Raw genomic sequence first — 16937 nt, 5'->3', positions numbered from 1 at the left:
CGCCGGACCAAACCCGCACATGCGTCTTGGGAGGGATCGCCATGTCACCGCTGCTCCAGGGAATTATCACCGTTATCGTCGGGGTCGGCGGCTGCGTCGGCTATTTCTTCCTGTCCAACCTGATCCTTGACAAGGTCATCTTTCCGCCGCGCGCGGACAATCCGGGCCAGAACATCAACCGCGCCAATCTGGTGCGCCCGTGGCTGTTCCTGTTTCCGGCGATGGCCGCCCTGGGGCTCTATCTGGTCTACCCGGTGGTGGGCTCGTTCTACCGCTCGCTCTACAACCGCTCCGGCGACGAATTCATCGGCTTTGGCAACTACACGACCATGTTCGCTGACGATGGCTTTCAGATTGCTTTCTTCAACAACATGCTTTGGGTGCTCGTTGTGCCCGCAGCGGCAACCTTTCTCGGGCTGCTGGTGGCGCAGCTCACTGACCGGCTGAAATGGGGCAATATCGCCAAATCGCTGATCTTCATGCCGATGGCGATCTCCTTTGTGGGGGCTTCGCTGATCTGGAAATTCGTCTACGCCAACAATGCCGACATCGGGCTGATCAATGCGATCCGCGACTTCTTTGGCGCCTCCGAACCGCTTGACGTGCTGCAGGTGCGTTTCTGGAACAACTTCTTCCTGATGTTCATTCTGGTCTGGATCCAGACCGGTTTTGCCATGGTGATCCTCTCCGCCGCGCTGCGTGGCATTCCGGAAGAGACCATCGAGGCGGCGATCATTGACGGGGCCAACCCGTTTCAGGTCTTCTTCAAGATCAAGGTGCCGCAGATCATGGGCACTATCGTCGTTGTCTGGACCACGATCACCATCCTCGTGCTCAAGGTTTTCGACATCGTCTACACCATGACAGGGGGCAACTTCGGCACTGACATCCTGCCCAGTTACATGATGTCTTACATGTTCCGCGATGACGGGCGCGCCACGGCGGTGGCCTTCATCATCATGATCGTGGTGTTGCCGGTGATGATCTGGAACATCCGGCAGGCAAGGGCGGAGATGAGATAATGGACAATATCGCAGGCACAAAGTCTTCGCTCAGCTGGGCCGTCAACCTCTCGGTGATCTTCCTGGTGGTGCTCTGGCTCATCCCGACCGTCGGGCTGCTGGTGTCCTCCTTCCGGGACCGGGACCAGATTTCCGCCTCCGGCTGGTGGCTGTCGCCCTTCGCCGTGGAGCAGAACTTTCAGGCCAAGATCCCCGCCGGAGAAGTCCGGCAGGATGGGGAGTTCTTCGTCATCGAGGGCAACATCTTCTCGGGTGGCGAAGGCGAGGTGATCCGCTTTGGTGGCGCGCGCTCCAACCCAACGGTAGCGGCTGCTGGAGAAACAGCCGAACTGACCCGCGACAGATCCCTGACCGTGCAGGAGAATGGAGATTTCGTCTATCGCTCTCCGGCAGAGATCAAACGCGATCCGAGCGTCTATTACTCGACCGCGACGCCGCCGGATTTCTCGCTGGATAACTACCAGACGATTCTCTTTTCCAACAATATGGACATCGCCTTCATCAACACGCTGACGGTCACGATCCCCGCGACCATTATCCCCATCCTGATCGCGGCCTTTGCGGCTTATGCGCTGGCGTGGATGGACTTTGCGGGCAGGGGGTTGCTGATCGCGATGGTTGTCGGCCTCTTGGTGGTGCCCCTGCAACTGGCCCTCGTGCCGCTTTTGCAGTTCCACAACAAGATTGGCATCGGCCAAAGCTTCCTTGGCATCTGGATGGCGCATACCGGCTTCGGGTTACCGCTCGCGATCTACCTCTTGCGCAACTACATGGTCGGTCTGCCGCGCGACATTATTGAAAGCGCCAAGGTCGACGGGGCCACGGATTTTCAGGTCTTCACCAAGATCGTGCTGCCGCTGAGCTTCCCCGCATTGGCGTCTTTCGCGATCTTCCAGTTCCTCTGGACGTGGAATGATCTGCTGGTGGCCAAGGTTTTCCTGCCGTCGAATTCGGAAAGCTGGGTGATGACGGTCAAGATCGCTGATGATCTTTTGGGCTCACGCGGTGGCGATTGGGGTATTCTGGCCTCGGCGGCCTTCATCTCGATTGCCGTGCCGCTCATCGTCTTCTTTACAATGCAACGCTATCTGGTGCGCGGTCTGCTGGCCGGCTCCGTGAAATAGAAAGTTCAACAAGAATGACAAAGATGGAACACCATCTGCACCTGCCCGTGATCGACAAGGACTGGTGGCGTGGCGCGGTGATCTACCAGATCTACCCGCGCAGCTTTCAGGACAGCAACGGCGATGGGATCGGTGATCTGATCGGCATTTCGCAACGCATGAGCTACATCGCTTCTCTGGGGGTGGATGCGATCTGGATTTCACCCTTCTTCACCTCGCCGATGAAGGATTTCGGCTATGACGTGAGTGACTATTGCGACGTCGATCCGATGTTTGGCAGCCTCGCGGATTTCGACGTGGTGGTCGAGGCCGCGCATCAGCACGGGCTGAAGGTGATGATCGATCTGGTGCTGAGCCACACCTCGGATCAGCACCCGTGGTTCGTGGAAAGCCAGTCCGACCGCACGAATTCCAAGGCCGATTGGTATGTCTGGTCCGACCCTAAACCCGACGGCACCCCGCCCAACAACTGGTTGTCGATCTTCGGCGGGCCCGCGTGGCAATGGGATCCGGGGCGCGAGCAGTATTACCTGCACAACTTCCTGGTGGAGCAGCCCGACCTGAATTTCCACAACGAAGACGTGCAGAACGCGATTCTTGCCACCACGCGCTTTTGGCTGGATCGGGGCGTCGATGGCTTCCGCCTCGATACGATCAATTTCTACTATGCCGACAAGGAATTGCGCGACAACCCGGCGCTGCCGCCGGAGCGGCGCAACGCCAATATCGCGCCATCGGTGAACCCCTACAATCATCAGGAACACGTCCATTCCAAAAACCAGCCGGAGAATGTCGAATTCCTGAAACGGTTCCGGGCGCTGCTGGACGAATACCCCGCCGCCGCCTGTGTGGGCGAGGTCGGTGACGCGCAGCGGGGGCTTGAGCTCTTGGGGGAATACACCAAGGGCACCGACCGGGTGCACATGTGTTACGCCTTCGAGTTCCTCGCCAAGACGCCGCTGGATGCCACGCGTGTGGCCCAGGTTTTCGATGAGTTGGGTCGCGTGGCCAAACACGGCTGGCCCTGCTGGGCGTTTTCCAATCACGACGTGATGCGCCATGCGACCCGCTGGGATCTGCCGCCGGCGGCGCAGCGCATGTTCGCGACGCTGATCATGTGCCTGCGCGGGTCGGTTTGCCTGTATCAGGGCGAAGAGCTTGGGCTGCCGGAGGCAGACGTGGCTTTTGAGGACCTGCAAGACCCCTATGGCAAGCAGTTCTGGCCGGAGTTCAAGGGCCGCGACGGCTGCCGCACGCCGATGGTCTGGGAGCAGTCAAACCAGAACGGTGGCTTCTCCGAAGGGTTCCCGTGGCTGCCGGTCAGTCATGATCACCTCAACCGGTCGGTTGGGGTGCAAGAGGACGACCCGACGTCGATCCTGCACCACTATCGCCGGGCAATTGCCTTCCGCAAGGAGCACCCCTCGCTGATCAAGGGGGAGCATGGCGGTGTCTTTGCCTATGGCGATATTCTGCAATTTACCCGGACACATGGGGACGAGACGCTGTTTTGCGCTTTCAACCTGTCGGACACGCCGTCGCTGCACGGGATGCCGCCGGGCGACTGGAGCACAATAGGGCATGAGTTGGGCGGGGCCACCCCGTCACCGGATTTCAAACTACACCTGGGGCCGTGGCAAGTCTGCCTGGCCATCAAACAGGGTTAACCCGCGTCTTGGGAGGGACAAGGATATGGCCAATCTGAAACTGACGGATGTGGGCAAGGCCTATGGCGGCAACGTCGAGGTGCTCAAGCACATCGATCTGGACATCACCACGGGCGAGTTGATCGTCTTTGTCGGGCCGTCCGGCTGCGGCAAGTCGACCCTGCTGCGCATGATCGCGGGGCTGGAGAAGATCACCGCGGGTGAGCTGACCATCGACGGCGACCGTATGAACGACGTGCCCCCTGCACAGCGCGGTATCGCGATGGTCTTCCAGTCCTATGCGCTTTACCCGCATATGACCGTGCGCGACAACATGGCCTTTGCGCTGAAGCTGGCCAAGAAATCCCCGCAGGAGATCGACGAGGCGGTGGGCCGCGCGGCCAAGGTGCTGCAACTCGATGAATACCTGGACCGTCTGCCCAAGGCGCTCTCGGGCGGGCAGCGGCAGCGGGTGGCCATCGGCCGCTCCATCGTGCGTGACCCCAAGGTCTACCTCTTTGACGAACCGCTCTCGAACCTCGATGCCTCCCTGCGGGTGGCCACGCGGATCGAGATCGCGCAGCTCAAGGAGAGCATGCCGAATTCCACCATGATCTACGTGACCCACGACCAGGTGGAGGCGATGACGCTGGCCAGCCGCATCGTGGTGCTGGCCAACAAGGGCATTGCACAGGTGGGAAGCCCGCTGGAGCTCTACGAGAAGCCCGAGAATGAGTTCGTGGCGCAGTTCATCGGCTCTCCGGCGATGAACCTGCTGGCGGGTGAGATCGTGGAAACCGGTGAGGTCACCACCGTCTCCTGTCCGGAAGGGGGCGGCACCTTCCAGTCGAATGTACCGACGCAGCCTTCGGATAAGGGCATGAAGATCAACGTCGGCATTCGGCCCGAAGACATGATTGCCACCGATGGCGACAACTATGCCTTCGCCGACAAGGTCACCATTGTCGAAGCTCTGGGCGAGGTCACGCAACTGTACTTCGAAGCCCCGAGCTCTAGCCGGGACACGGACACGGTGATTGCCAAACTGGCCGGGATTCACACCAATATGCGCGGCCAGACCCTGAAATTGACCGCGGACCCGTCCAAAGTGCATCTTTTTGCCAATGGTAAGTCACTGCTTTATCGGACGTGACGGTTAGAATCCGCTCAATTTCGCCCGATCCGGCGACGTCCTGACAGGAAGATTTTTGCTCCTGCGCCGAGAAATGCAAATTTGCAGGGGCTTTTGGTAGATTGCCGGATTTACAGGTGATCCCCGCTGGCATTAGTGTCTGAGATGCCGGGGGTGAAAGGAAGATGTCTTGGTAGTGAGTTACAGCACACTGTTGATCCTGTTGTGCCTTTTACAAGTAAAACACATGCTGGCGGATTACTTCCTTCAGACAAAGATGATGCTGGATGGACGCGGGCAATACCTGCACCTTGGGCGGTTCCTGCATGCGGGCGTGCATGCCGTCGGATCGGTTGCGGCGTTTGCCTTGGTGGGCACGCCATTCGCCTTCATCATTCCCGTCGTGTTGCTGGAATGGGCTGTACACTTCCACATTGACTGGTGGAAAGGGCGCCATACTGAAGATTTGAAACTGACACCGGCGGATGCCGCCTATTGGCGTGCGTCGGGTGTGGATCAGGCTCTGCACCAGCTCACGTATGTCGGTATGATCTGGCTCTGGCTGATGGCCGCGGCTGCACCCTAACGGTTGCGCAGCGGAAAATTGCATCGAGCCACGCACCTGCAAATGCGGTCGGTTGCACGGCAGCTTTGGTCGCTCGTCACCGGTAAAACCCTGACAGATTGCTTTTTTGACCGAGTTGGTTAACGTAAGGTCATTGGTTTTAGTATTTTGTACGCGGGTGCGGGGGGCATGATCTTGAAACGAATGCGCAATTTTGTCTGTGCAGGTCTGGCTGTCTCGGTACTTGCCGGAACGGTTTCCGCCGAAGCTTTGTCTGACGCGGTGCGTTTTGCTGTCACCACGAACCCGACCATCAAGGCCTCGCAGGCTGAAATGCGTGCCTCGGCCTATGAGCTGATCCAATTGCGGGGCGAGTATGAACCGCGAGTGACCCTGTCAGGTGAAACCGGCTGGCAGCGGGTGAGTGACCCGAATTCCCTGTCCGTTTCGGACAATGACAACACCAAGGCTCGCAATCAGCTGGGGGTGCGGGCGGAACTGGTGCTGTTTGACGGGTTTCGGCGCGCCAATCTTGTCTATGCAAACGCGGCGCGCGTGGACGGTAGTATTTTCCGTCTGCTGGACGCATCCGAGACCATGGCTCTGAACGCCACCGAAGCCTACATTGATGTGCACAGGCACCGGCAATTGTTGACTGTGGCCGAGCGTAACGTCGCCAAACATGAGGAAATCGGGGCCCGCGTGCGGGACCTTGTGGAAGGTGGGCGTCTGCCGTTCAGTGACGAACTGACAATTGATGACAGGGTCCGCTCTGCTCAACTGGCACAGCTTGATGTGGAACGTGCACTGCGGGATGCAAATGCTCGTTATCAAAGGGTAATTGGCCGTCTACCAAGCGGTGCCATGAGCGTTCCACTGGCCAAGGCTCCGTCGTCCCTTGCGCAGCTTTCCAACACCGCCGAACGCAACAGTTATCGTGTTCAATTTGCCCGTACGCAGATCGATCAGACGCGCTTTCAGTCCGAAGTGACGCTCTCGGACCGCTACCCGGAATTGTCGCTGAATACCGGCGTCGTGCGCGATATCAATCGCAACGGCGTTTCCGGCACGCGCACGGATGAGACGGTGGGCATCGGACTGCGCTGGACGATTTATCAGGGTGGTCGACAGGCGGAACGGCGCGCGTTGGCCGAACGCAACAGCCGCGCGATGGCACTTCAGGCCGTCGCCGTGCGGGACGTGCGTGAACTGGCCGCCCGCACATGGAACTCCTACCGGACAAATGCCGACCGGGTGACACAGCTCAACGATCAGCTCCGCATCAACAGGCTGATCGTCGAGGTCTACGGTGACGAATTTCTGGCGGCAAAGCGCACCTTGCTGGACCTGCTGGAAGTCGAACGCGCCCGGTTCAACGTGGAGTTCGAAGCGGTTGGGGCGCGGGCCGGGCTTGCCTTCAGCACCTACCGTGCGCTGGCTGCACAAAGCCTGTTGGCGGCGCACTTTGGATTGGCCAAGGCCGATATTGCCCTGGAGCCGAGGTTTCAGGACCGCGTGAAGGGTAATCCAACCGCGATTTTCAACGTCGCGATCGAGCCGCTCGAATGAGATTGCAGGGCGGCACGGAGGCCGGTGCCGTACCGCTGCGCCCTGCGGGGGCCGACATGCCACCGAAGGATGGCGCTGCGCCGGATATGGCGATGATTGAATGGCTGGCGCGGGCTTTTGACCAACCGTTCTCGGCGGATGCTGTGCAGGCACGGCTTTCGCACGGGACCGCGCTCTCGAATCCGCACGACCTTGCCCGCGCGCTGGAGGCCATCGGGCTGGCATCCCGGCTTGTATTGCGCGACCCTACGGCGGTTGACGCGATTGCGCTGCCGTTTCTGGTTTGGCGCAAATCCGGGCAACCGCTGATCGTTCAAGACATAAGTGAAGGCGGCAAGACCGCACGCGTGGTCGATCCGGCGCAGGGCATCCTGGAGCAGGAAATTCCGTTGCGTAAGCTGCGCAAGGACATCCGCCCGGAGCTGATGATGGTCACCCGCAGCGCCGACCGGGCAGGGGCGATGCTGTCGCCCGACACCGCGCGGGACGGCCCGCGACCCGGGCATTGGTTCTGGGCGCCGGTGCGGGCAAACACGGGGAACTGGGCGCAGATTCTCGTCGCCGCTTTCCTGCTCAATCTGATGACGCTGGCGCTGCCGCTTTTTGTCATGAACGTTTATGACAAGGTGATCCCCAACCTCGCCTATGTGACGCTCTGGACGCTGGCCATCGGGGTCGGGATTGCGCTGCTGCTTGATCTGGTGATGCGCACGATCCGCGCGAATATCCTTGAAAACATTGGCCGGCGCGTGGATCTGAAAGTGGCGGCCACGTTGTTTCGGCAGGCGATGAATACCCGGCTGCTGGACCGCCCCGGCGGGGCGGCGGGCATCGCCAGCACGATCCGCGATTTCGAAGTCGTGCGCGAATTCTTTGCCTCCGCCACCTTTGTCGCGCTGATTGATCTGCTGTTCATTGGGATATTTGTGGCGGCGCTCTACCTCATCGTCGGGCCGATTGCGCTGGTGCCTTTGCTTGCCGTTCCCGTGGTCTTGTTGATCGCCATTGCTGCGCAATTGCCGCTGGGTCGCAGCGCGGGGCGCGCGCAGCAAATGGCCACGAAACGCCACGTGGTGCTGGTGGAGTCGCTGGCCGGGATTGAAACCATCAAGAGCCTGAACGCCGAACCCCTGATGCAGCGTGAGTGGGAAGCGGCGGTCGCGGCCTCCTCGCGGATCAACGGCCGCACCAAATTCTGGTCCAACGTCGCGACCAACGGCACGATGTTGGTGCAGCAACTGGTGTCGGTCCTGATCATCGTCTGGGGCGTTTTTCTGGTCTCGGACGGCGTAATCACCGTGGGCGGGTTGATCGCGGCGAACATCCTCGCTGGCCGGGTGCTGGCCCCCCTGGGCACCATCGCGCAGACGATTTTCCGCGCACAATATGCGTTTAAATCGCTGGCGGCGCTGAACCGGTTCATGGCGTTGCCGGTAGAACAAGGCTCTGCCGTGAAGAGTAACGCGCATGTCAAAGAGGGCGCGCTTGCGCTGGACACAGTGTCGCTCACCTATCCGAATGCTGCGCGCCCGGCGCTGAAAGACCTTAGCTTTACCGTGGCACCGGGGGAGTGCGTTGCCTTGCTGGGCCGGGTCGGGTCCGGCAAGACCACGGCGGGTAAGGTGCTGGCGGGGTTGCTTCGGCCCGACAGCGGCAAGGTGCTGGTGGACGGGATCGCCTTGTCGCAATACGAGCCTGCAGAGCTGCGCCGCGGCATCGGTTATCTGCCTCAAATTCCGGAACTTTTCACCGGCACCCTGCGGGAGAACCTTGTGATCGGCCAGCAGAATGCCAGTGATGAAGAGATTGCACGGGCGCTCTATTTCGCGGCGATGGATGAGTTTCTCGCTGAAGCGCCGGAAGGGCTCGACATGTTCATCGGCGAGCAGGGCAAGCATTTGTCGGGGGGGCAAAAGCAGGGCGTGGCGCTGGCCCGCCTGTTGCTGCGCCGCCCCAAGACGCTGTTTCTGGACGAACCGACCAACGCCATGGACCAGCGTATGCAGACGTTGATCATCGACCGACTGGCAGAGCTGAACAAGACAGGCGTTGGCATGGTCATCTGCACGCATCGGCAATCACTGGCCGCCATGGCAGAGCGGTTGATCGTGATGGATCAGGGGCGTGCCGTGCTGGATGGTCCGCGCAACGATGTATTGAACAAACTGCGGGCCATGGGTGCCGCGCGGGCAAAGGGGTAGTGGATGTTCGGCAACCGCATCGAAGATGAATTTGCCAATAACATCTCGGGCGCGCGCGCGGCTGTGCGCGATGGTGGTCCCTGGCGTCTGTTGTTGGCGATTGCTTTTGGCCTGGGTGCCTTTCTGCTCTGGGCGGCCACCTACAAGATTGAAGAGACGGCGCGCGCCTCGGGCCGCGTGATCCCCTCACAACAGGTGCAGGTGGTACAGAGCCTCGAGGGCGGCATCGTGCGTGACATCACGGTGCGCGAAGGCGATATCGTGGCTCCTGGGGACGTTCTGATGCGGATCGACGACACGCGTTTCGATGCCGAACGCGGGGAGTTGTTGGAGCGGGAAGCGGCAATTCTCGCTGAAGCCGCGCGGCTGACGGCGGAGGCGCAATTCGCGGCGGAACTTGATTTTCCGGCGCTGCTGCAAGGTCGTGCTCCTTTGGCCGTCGCGGCCGAGCAGGAGGTTTTCCTGTCCCGCCGTGAACAGCTCAAACGCGAACTACAGGTGCTGGAGGCACAGCTGCTGCAACGCCGGGGGGAGTTGAGCGAAATCAGGGCGCTGCGCGAAAGAACGGAAGGTATAATTGCGCCGCTGAGCGCGGAGATTGCCCTCACGCAGGACATGTTCGACCGCGGATTGGTGCCGCAGATCGAACTGCTGCGGTTGCAGTCGAAATTAGCTGAGCTCAACGGAGATATGGCGGTCAGCCGGGCGTCGGAACCGCGCATGCAGGCAGCAATTGCCGAGGCGGAAAACCAGATTGATGCCGCGCGCTCTGCCTATGTGCTGTCGGCGCGCCAGCGGTTGGCGATCCTGCAGTTGGAACTGGCGGTGGTGCAGGAAACCCTGCGCAGCGCCAATGACCGCGTCACCCGCGCACAGCTGCGCGCACCGGTGCGCGGGACGATTAACCGGGTGAATGCCACGACCATTGGTGCTGTGGTACAACCCGGCGCGCCTCTCGTGGAGATTGTGCCGATCGACGACAGTCTGCTGATCGAGGCGGACCTGGGCCCACGTGACATTGCCTTTGTCAGCCCGGGCGAGCCTGCGTCGGTGAAAATCTCTGCCTATGACTACGTGATTTATGGCGCGCTGGAGGGCGAGGTTGTGCGCATCGGCGCGGATACGATTGCCACCGAAGATGGGGCGGAGTTCTTCCGGGTGATCGTGCGCACCACAAAGTCCTACCTTGGGACCGAGGACAAACCACTGCCGATTACGCCGGGGATGATCGCCTCGGTCGATATCCAGACGGGGCAAAAGACCGTGCTGTCCTATCTGGCCAAACCGATCCTGCGCGCGCAGGCAGAGGCGCTGCGCGAACGCTGATCACTTGCGGGTTGACGAGAACACGCCATCCCAATCGGCGCCCGGCGGGTCGGCACGCAGATCGGTAATGCGTGTCGCGTACATGTCCAGATAGTCCTGCAGCGAAATATCCAACGCGGCAAGGGATGTGCGGACCTTTGCAAGGCGGGCTTCGGCCTGATCCCAGTTCTGGGCGCGATACGCAGCCAGCATGTCCTTGTTTATCGCCCAAAGCTGCTGAAACTGCGGGTCCTGTCGCAGGGCTTCGTCCCCCAGCAGGGCGTAGATCGTTTCCGGTACCTCCTTGCCCACGACGCGGATCACATCCAGTTCCAGCACCGCAAATTCATTCATGACTTCGCGCGCCGTGGCCTGTCCCAGAATAATCGCCGCCCCGTAGTAGCGCGATTGCCCTTCGAGCCGGGAGGCCACGTTCACCGGGTCCCCGAGGGCGGTGTAGTCGAACCGCGTGTCGCTGCCCATGTTGCCGACCACGCATTGACCGGTATTGATGCCGATCCCGACGTTGATCTTATGCACCGAGACCCAGGGCCGCCGTTTTTCGGTGCGCTGACGTTTTTGACCGACACGTTTGCGTTTCTGTGCTCTGAGCCGCTCTTTGTTGAAGCTCTGCACATCGGCGATCATTTTCAGGGCGGCGCGGCAGGCAGCGCGCGGGTGGTCGTGATTGTCCAGCGGCGCGTTCCAGAAGGCCATCACCGCGTCGCCCATGAATTTATCAATGGTGCCTTTCTGCTCCATGATGGCGTTGGACAGGATGGTCAGGAAGCGGTTCATCAAACCGGTCAGGGCCTCGGGGTCGTCGCGGAATTCCTCTGCAATCGCCGTGAACCCGCGCACATCGCTGAAGAGCAGGGTCAACTGTCGCGATTCACCGCCCAATGTCAGGCTGCCCTGATTGCGGCTGAGCTGATCCACCAGATCGGGCGAGACATACTGGCCAAAGGCGCTGCGGATTTCGCGGCGTTTCCGCTCTTCGCGCAGATAGTTCACAGTAGAAATCAGCATAACCGCCGTCGTTACGGCGACCACGGGGAAAGAGGGGTCGAGCAGGATGCGCTTGTCGTAAAAGAGATAGTAGGAGACCGCGACATAGCCGCCCAGCAGCAGCACGGACGAGGAAATGAGCAGCCGCGCGGAGAGGGCGGGCGCGAAGATGATGACCAAAAGGCAGAGGATCAGCGTTGTCACCAGTTCGACGGCGATGGTGTAATTCGGCCGGATCAGCAGGGTCTTGGCCATGATGTTTTCAAGCACCTGCGCATGTATCTCGACCCCGGCCATGGCGACACCCAGCGGGGTGGCGCGGAAGTCTTCCAGCCCGATGGCAGAGGTGCCGACCAGTACCAGATGCCCTGCCAATCGCCCGTCGGGCACCCGATCCCGGAGCAGGTCGGCAGCAGAGATATAGCGGCTCTGCGCGGAAGGGGTCAGGTAGGGCCAGACCGTGCCGTCCCGCGCGGTTGGGATCAGTTGGCGGGCCAGGACAACCCCCTCGATCCCCGCATCATTCGTGCGCACGGCAAAAGGATCGCCCCCCGTCGCCACGCGCAACAGCTCCGGTGTGAGACCAAGACGGATCTGGCCCTGCACACTCATCACCAGAGGCACGCGCCGATACACGCCGTCGGCATCAGGCCGGGTTGCGAACATCCCGCGGCCTGCGGCATTGGCTTCGAGCGCCGGCAGGTTTTGGACGATGTCGGGGAATTTCATCAGGTAGGGCATCGGATCGGGGCCGATGAGCGCGTGGGCTGCATCCGCCATTTCGCGCTTTTCCGCCCGGTTGCCCGCCACGTTACGCACGCTGGTCTGACCGACGATTACCCGGGCCCCGGCAAAGGCCTGCGCCAGCTTGGTGTCGTTGTCCGGTAACTGAGCCAGCCGCGTTGCAAGATCCCCGGGCATGTCGGGATTGTCTTCGGCGATTTGCGCGGGCGACAGTCTGTCCGGTTCGGAAAAGATGATGTCGAAACCGATGGCCACGGCGCCTTGTGCCGTCGCGCGGGTGACCAGTTCGGCGATGTAGCTGCGCGGCCACGGCCATTGCCCGATCTCCTCGATGCTGCGGTCATCCACATCCAGAATGGCCACGGGCATCGGCGTCAGATCGCGGGGTTTGGACTGGTGGTAAAAATCGAACGAGGCGTTGCGCAGCGTTGCCAGGGCGTGCGGGTCACCGATACGGATGATGAGGCCGAAAAACAGCCCCACCAGGGCGATCACGCGGACCCATCCAACCCATTTCGAAAACCACTGGTTCATCTCGGGGACCACCTGCCCGGTGCCAACAAACTACACAAACCGTGCAGGGCAGACCGGCGCTCCCGGTTGCTGTGCCCATACTGACCGAATCGGCAAATGGATCAAGCCGGGCAACAACCAGCGATTGTTCGCACTATGGGGATAATCAAGGATTTTCTTAACCGTCGGCAAGAATATGACATTTTTCAGGCCTAAAATGGGCAAAATGTGGTGTGGATCACATACGGCTGCGCATTTTTCGGTTAATCATCGGTTAACTTAACTTTTTTTGAGGGTGGTGTGGTGTCCCTGTTCCACGAGGCACAAAATGAAGACCCGGATGAGGTAGTTACCCTATGGGGTGACACTTCTGGGGTGGTCGCCGTGCCGGACAGCGCTCTTCTTTTCAATGGCGATTTCTTCCGGGTCGGGCCGGACCTTTACATCGCAAATGACGGGGCGGCGAATTTCCGCGTACCGGACTATTTTCGGCAATCCAAGGCTGCAGATCTTCACGATCCCAACGGGGCCGTGCTGCGCGGCGATCTGGTTGAACTGCTTGCTGGCCCGTTGGCACCCGGCCAATACGCGCAGGTTGGTAACGCTGCGGCGGCCAGCCCAATCGGACAGGTCGAGACGGTAGAGGGTGCCACATCGGTCCAGCGCGTCGATGGCACGGTTGAGGCCCTGCAGGTGGGCTCGAAAATCTACCAGAACGATGTGATTGCCACGTCCGACGATGCCGCTGTTTCGGTCACCTTTGTGGATGGCACAATCTTCACACTGGCGGCCGCGTCCCGCATGGTGATCGACGAACTGATTTATGATCCCGGCGCAACGGATAACTCGGGCAGCTTCAGCCTGATCCAGGGCAGTTTTGTCTTCATTGCGGGGCAGGTCGCCAAAACCGGCGGCATGGATGTGAATACGCCGTCCTCGACGATGGGCATTCGCGGCACAACCGTGGTGGTTCAGGTCGGAACGGTAAATGGCGTCGACACCACCGAGGTGACCCTCACCAACGACCCTGACGGGGACACCGGGCGGGTGGAGCTTCGTGATATCGAGGGCAACCTCGTTGCTTTGATCGACCAGACCAACACCAAGTGGATTGTCTCTGCTGCAACAGGTGAAACCCGCGAGGTTGACCGCACGTTACAGGATGACGCCGAGGATAATCTGCTGATCGCCGAGGCCTTTGCGGCCTTCCGTTCCGCGGTGTCTCGTGTTGATGCTGGCGACACCTTCGTCTCCCTGTCGGATACAGGTGGTGGCGGCATTGGCACAGAGTCTCAAGGGCAGTCGCCCACCGATCTGGAAGTGGATTCCATCGATGAGCCCGGTGCCGTCGAGGCCCCGCCCGAAGTGGATGACCAGGAAGGCGAAGACAGCGAAACCTTTGACGAAGGGCTGCTCGTGCCGGATGAGGATGCCCCGGTGGTTGTGGTCAGCGGCCCGGAGGACGCAGGCGAGGAGGACGCCATCAGCGGCGACATCGTGGTGCCGGGAAGCACCGCAGCCACGGTTTTCACACTCTCCAGCGGCCCGTCAAACGGCGATGTCGCGGTCGCCACTGATGGTCAGTTCGACTATGTGCCCGATCCGAACTTCAATGGCACCGACAGTTTCACATACACAGCGACCGATCCGGACGGGCAAGCGGTACAAGGCACCGTGATCGTGCGGGTCCTGCCCGTGAACGATCTCCCCCAGGCGGAAGATGGAACGGCGACGGTTGTCGAGGACGGCATTGTCACGGGCATTATTATCGCCAGCGATATCGACGGTGACGTCCTGAGCTATGCCATCGGCGCGACACCTGACAACGGGGAGGTCTTGCTCTTTCCCGATGGGACTTATTCCTATCGGCCTGATGTGAATTTTGAGGGTACTGACAGTTTCAGCGTTGTCGTCTCTGACCCTTCGGGTGAGACTGCGGAGGCAACGATCAGCGTCACCATATCCGGCGAAAACGATGCGCCGATCATCACGACAGCAATCGGCGCGAATTTCGGCAGTGTGGTGGAAGGTGATGAGCAGGCCGACACCGGCGGTCAGCTGAGTGCGGATGACCCCGAGGATAATGCCGTCACATGGAGCGGCACCTCCACAGCCCTTTTCGGCGTTTTTGCGATTTCCGGCACCGGCGCCTGGACCTATGTTTTGAACAACGATGCCGCCGACAGCATCTCCGAGGGTGAAACTGTCGTCGAAACCTTTACGGCTGTTGCTACGGATGAATTCGGAGCGACAGTTACACAAACCGTCGAGGTGACACTGACGGGCACAAACGACGCGCCGACCGTCACGCGCAATACCGTGTTCGAGATCGATCAGGATGGGGTGCTGACCAACCAGCTGACGGCCACGGATGTGGACAGCAGCGGCCCGTTGAGTTTCGCCCTGGGCGACGACGGCCCGGACAACGGCACTGTCACGGTCAACGCAGATGGCAGTTTCACATACACGCCCAATGCGGGTTTTCTGGGCGCGGACCGCTTTAGCTACACGGTCACGGACGCGCAGGGCGGTGTTTCGACCGGTCGGGTCACGGCGGCCGTCGAAAGCACGTCTGGCGGCGAAGGAGACCAGTCGGTCACCCTATCTCTCAACGTGGATGCAACCGCCGAAACAGCGGCGGGTGCCGTGGCCATTGATGCGCAATCGGTGGAGGCGCAATCGGTCAATCTGGTCATCGCCATGGATAGTTCCGGCAGTATCGGGTCGGCGGATTGGGCCGTGCAGCGCGCGGCGGTGAAAGATGCCGTGGCGCTGCTGAGCGATCAGTTCGACGGGTCGACAACTTCCGTCGATGTTCAGATCATCACCTACTCGGGAATTACCTCCACCATCGGGCCGTTCGATCTGCAAGATCCGGACTTGCCATCGGAAATTCTCGCACTTCCTTTTCTGGGCGGCGCCACGGCCTGGAACTTGGCGCTGGATGAGGCCAATGACTTTCTGACCGGGCAGCCGGCCGGAGAAGCCAATTTTCTCCTCTTCATCACCGATGGCGTGCCGTCGAATGGTGCGTGGCGTGAGTCTCTGGAGGCCTTGACCAACCCGCCCGGAGGGGCCTTCACCGTGGACATCGCGGCCTTTGGCATTGGCGATGACTACAATCCGACCTTTCTGCAGGAGATCGATCCCGACCCGGCCCTTCTGCTGACTGCCGACGACCTCGCGGCGGCGTTGACGCAAACACCCGTCTTTGCGCCCACGCTGATCTCGCTCGATGTCTCGCTCGAGGCTGACGGCGCGGATCCGGTCACCATCGCCACGCAAGACAGCGATGCATTGATCGTCGAAGGGATCGACTACGAACTGCCGCTTGCCAGTATCGAAAACATCGAAATGCTGCTGGGTGAGAGCAACCGGATCAGCGTGACCGCGCGCTTTGATCTGGATGGGGATGACAGCACCGCCGAGATCGAGCTCTTTTCCAGCGATGTGATTGGCAAGGCGGATACGGCGCAGAGTACCGCTGGCCTCGAGGCGGCGGACCTGCTCTTTGGCAGCGATCTGGCGGATGATATCGCAGGCGGCGCCGGTAGTGACCTGATCCTCGGGTTTGACGGGGCGGACACACTGGATGGTGGTGCCGATGCGGATATCGTGCTGGCGGGGGGTGGTGATGATGTGTTGCGCGTCTCCGAAGCGCCGACGGCAGGTGTTGATCTGCTGGACGGCGGTGCCGGGCGCGACGTGCTTGAAATCGATGTTGGGGGCAATCTGACGGAGGATCTGATCCCGTCGCTGGAGATCAGGGATATCGAAGCCATCGACATGGAGAACGGCCAGGCCAACAGCTTGGAAATCACGCTGGAGGATGTCATCGATATGTCCTCGACCAGCGACAGCCAGTTGGAAGCCTTGCTGGACGCGGCCCTGCCCGAAAGTGCCGTGATCTACGGCGATGCGACCGACAGTCTGACGCTGGTTTCGGGCCCGGCAGGCGGGTTCCAGAAGGTATCTGACACGCCGGTGGAGGACGGCAACGGCAACACGCTGGACATCTATGCCTATGTCGAGGGCGGTAACGTGCTGGCCACGCTGGGCGTTGACAGCGATATCGACGTCTCGGGCGCCGTGCCGGTGGGCTGACGCC

The 16937-nt window shown here is 60.8% G+C and carries 10 protein-coding genes; 9 read left to right on the top strand and 1 reads right to left on the bottom strand.

The window, feature by feature from the left end:
* Positions 1–41: 41 nt before the first annotated feature.
* The 8 genes from Q1A07_RS01005 to Q1A07_RS00970 all read left to right on the top strand — a co-directional run bounded on the left by Q1A07_RS01005 (position 42) and on the right by Q1A07_RS00970 (position 10585).
* Positions 42–1022, top strand: a complete 981-nt coding sequence (locus tag Q1A07_RS01005) for a carbohydrate ABC transporter permease (protein ID WP_299776981.1) — start codon at positions 42–44, stop codon at positions 1020–1022.
* On the top strand, positions 1022–2146 hold the full coding sequence (locus Q1A07_RS01000) for a carbohydrate ABC transporter permease (protein ID WP_299776979.1): 1125 nt from the start codon (positions 1022–1024) through the stop codon (positions 2144–2146). Before Q1A07_RS01005 ends, Q1A07_RS01000 begins: the two co-directional genes overlap by 1 nt.
* Positions 2147–2160: 14 nt before the next feature.
* Complete coding sequence (locus Q1A07_RS00995) at positions 2161–3813, top strand: alpha-glucosidase (protein WP_299776977.1); 1653 nt, start codon at positions 2161–2163, stop codon at positions 3811–3813.
* Between the two features lie 25 nt (positions 3814–3838).
* A complete protein-coding gene (gene ugpC / locus Q1A07_RS00990; protein WP_299776975.1) occupies positions 3839–4945 on the top strand; it encodes a sn-glycerol-3-phosphate ABC transporter ATP-binding protein UgpC in 1107 nt (368 codons plus the stop codon).
* A gap of 175 nt (positions 4946–5120) precedes the next feature.
* Entirely contained in the window at positions 5121–5510 is a 390-nt protein-coding gene (locus tag Q1A07_RS00985) for a DUF3307 domain-containing protein (RefSeq protein WP_366944006.1), read from the top strand.
* A 168-nt stretch (positions 5511–5678) separates the two neighbouring features.
* Complete coding sequence (locus tag Q1A07_RS00980) at positions 5679–7058, top strand: TolC family protein (protein WP_299776971.1); 1380 nt, start codon at positions 5679–5681, stop codon at positions 7056–7058.
* A complete protein-coding gene (locus Q1A07_RS00975; protein WP_299776969.1) occupies positions 7055–9259 on the top strand; it encodes a type I secretion system permease/ATPase in 2205 nt (734 codons plus the stop codon). The genes Q1A07_RS00980 and Q1A07_RS00975 overlap by 4 nt, the downstream gene beginning before the upstream one ends.
* 3 nt (positions 9260–9262) lie before the next feature.
* Entirely contained in the window at positions 9263–10585 is a 1323-nt protein-coding gene (locus Q1A07_RS00970; protein ID WP_299776967.1) for an HlyD family type I secretion periplasmic adaptor subunit, read from the top strand.
* Here Q1A07_RS00970 and Q1A07_RS00965 read toward each other — a convergent pair whose 3' ends face one another.
* Entirely contained in the window at positions 10586–12850 is a 2265-nt protein-coding gene (locus Q1A07_RS00965; RefSeq protein ID WP_299776965.1) for a CHASE2 domain-containing protein, read from the bottom strand.
* Between the two features lie 282 nt (positions 12851–13132).
* Between Q1A07_RS00965 and Q1A07_RS00960 the strand changes: the two genes are divergently transcribed.
* Positions 13133–16933: a tandem-95 repeat protein gene (locus tag Q1A07_RS00960; protein WP_299776963.1), complete on the top strand. Its 3801-nt coding sequence runs from the start codon at positions 13133–13135 to the stop codon at positions 16931–16933.
* The last annotated feature ends 4 nt before the right edge of the window (positions 16934–16937 follow it).

It is taken from the genome of uncultured Roseobacter sp., assembly GCF_947492555.1.
In the GTDB taxonomy this organism is placed as follows: Bacteria; Pseudomonadota; Alphaproteobacteria; order Rhodobacterales; family Rhodobacteraceae; genus Roseobacter.
The sequence above is the reverse complement of the archived record's forward strand: the minus strand, read 5'-3'. Positions and strand labels throughout refer to the sequence as shown.

Bases quoted from the DNA above. Each gene is read 5' to 3' on its own strand.
- Q1A07_RS00980 (WP_299776971.1), top strand. From the start codon at position 5,679: ATGATCTTGAAACGAATGCGCAATTTTGTCTGTGCAGGTCTGGCTGTC.
- Q1A07_RS00965 (WP_299776965.1), bottom strand. From the start codon at position 12,850: ATGAACCAGTGGTTTTCGAAATGGGTTGGATGGGTCCGCGTGATCGCC.
- Q1A07_RS01005 (WP_299776981.1), top strand. From the start codon at position 42: ATGTCACCGCTGCTCCAGGGAATTATCACCGTTATCGTCGGGGTCGGC.
- Q1A07_RS00975 (WP_299776969.1), top strand. From the start codon at position 7,055: ATGAGATTGCAGGGCGGCACGGAGGCCGGTGCCGTACCGCTGCGCCCT.
- Q1A07_RS00970 (WP_299776967.1), top strand. From the start codon at position 9,263: ATGTTCGGCAACCGCATCGAAGATGAATTTGCCAATAACATCTCGGGC.
- ugpC (WP_299776975.1), top strand. From the start codon at position 3,839: ATGGCCAATCTGAAACTGACGGATGTGGGCAAGGCCTATGGCGGCAAC.
- Q1A07_RS00995 (WP_299776977.1), top strand. From the start codon at position 2,161: ATGACAAAGATGGAACACCATCTGCACCTGCCCGTGATCGACAAGGAC.
- Q1A07_RS01000 (WP_299776979.1), top strand. From the start codon at position 1,022: ATGGACAATATCGCAGGCACAAAGTCTTCGCTCAGCTGGGCCGTCAAC.